The sequence below is a fragment of the Kosakonia sp. H7A genome, assembly GCF_003028445.1.
Taxonomy (GTDB): Bacteria; Pseudomonadota; Gammaproteobacteria; order Enterobacterales; family Enterobacteriaceae; genus Kosakonia; species Kosakonia radicincitans.
Genome location: NZ_PYTZ01000039.1, coordinates 1 through 682, shown reverse-complemented (window position 1 = coordinate 682; position 682 = coordinate 1). Strand labels below are relative to the sequence as shown.

General features: G+C 68.9%; 3 protein-coding genes. 1 reads left to right on the top strand and 2 read right to left on the bottom strand.

Annotation, left to right across the window (positions count from 1 at the left end):
- Nucleotides 1-15 precede the first annotated feature (15 nt).
- A complete protein-coding gene (locus CWM66_RS29450; RefSeq protein ID WP_255416495.1) occupies nt 16-138 on the top strand; it encodes a hypothetical protein in 123 nt (40 codons plus the stop codon).
- A 4-nt stretch (nt 139-142) separates the two neighbouring features.
- On the opposite strand, the gene CWM66_RS27975 is transcribed toward CWM66_RS29450, so the two are convergent.
- Together CWM66_RS27975 and CWM66_RS27970 are read right to left on the bottom strand one after the other, a co-directional pair.
- Nucleotides 143-325 (bottom strand): hypothetical protein, encoded by a 183-nt coding sequence (locus tag CWM66_RS27975; protein ID WP_107147746.1) that lies wholly within the window; start codon nt 323-325, stop codon nt 143-145.
- 22 nt (nt 326-347) lie between these two features.
- Nucleotides 348-682, bottom strand: a 335-nt coding sequence (locus tag CWM66_RS27970; RefSeq protein WP_233218444.1) for a hypothetical protein, incomplete at its 5' end; no start/stop codon positions are given.

The following is a 682-nucleotide window of genomic DNA, read 5'->3' as shown; positions in this document are numbered from 1 at the left end:
CACTACCTCTGGCTGTTGGCCCGGCAGCCGCAACTGGATGCCGCCTCGCGCCTGCTGTTCCTGGAAGAGGCACGCCGGCAGGGTTTCGATCTGTCCAAGCTGATCGATACGCCGCACACCGGCGTACCGACCGCCTGAGTGCTCAGCGGCGAGGCGGCGGCGTCAGCGTGTCGAGCTCGCGGGCGGCCGCTTCGGCGGCTTCCAACGTATCGAAAGCCACGCCGGTATCGCCGACGACGTACTTGTCGCGCGACTGCCCCCCTGCCACCTCGGTGACCCGGTAGATCGGATTGGTGTCGCTGCCACCTACGCGCTGCCTTTCCATCGTCGCCTCCCGTTTCTTGGGGTCAGGCTACGGAGCGCCGGGCGGCGATGGCGTGAACGCGCCAGCCCCAGGCAGCCCAGGCGAATGCGATCACGCCGCACAGCGTGAACAAGTAGGCCAGCGCGGCAAACGGCAGGCCCGCGTCGGGCTGGAAGCCGTCCACGTCTATCGCGGGCTGCCTCCAGGTCGCGGCACCCCACGCACCGGCCGCCGCCCAGAACGCGGCGGCCGCGGGCCACCAGCGCAGGCGCGGATACGCTGCACGCAAGGCCATGAAGGTGGATACCGCGCCGCATGACAGCAGCAGGCCGGCAGCCGTGACGAAGGCAATGAAGTCCATGAGCGAATCCCGATTGA